A 288-nucleotide genomic window follows, 5' to 3' on the forward strand; every position below is an offset into this window, starting at 1 on the left:
AACACTGCATCTGGAACCTACACTCTGACTTATACGATCTGCGAAACTGGAGCAAACCCTTCAAACTGCAAAACTGCGGTTGCAGAGGTGAAAGTTGTGAATGATCTGATTGCCGTAAAAGACGATTTTGGAACTACGGCTTCAGGAGCAACAGCATCAAACATCGGAAACGTTAAAACAAACGACACATTAGACGGAGCAGCAGTTACAGCGACAAACACGTCAGTAACAGCAAAAACGGAAGGCCCGTTAAGCGTTGCTGCCAACGGAAATATAACCCTTGCAGCG

General features: G+C 46.2%; 1 pseudogene. It reads left to right on the forward strand.

From position 1 onward, the window contains the following. Positions 1-288 (forward strand): annotated as a pseudogene (locus ACWA1F_RS23980) (hypothetical protein); the annotation flags it as partial.

The organism is Flavobacterium erigeronis, from assembly GCF_054075165.1.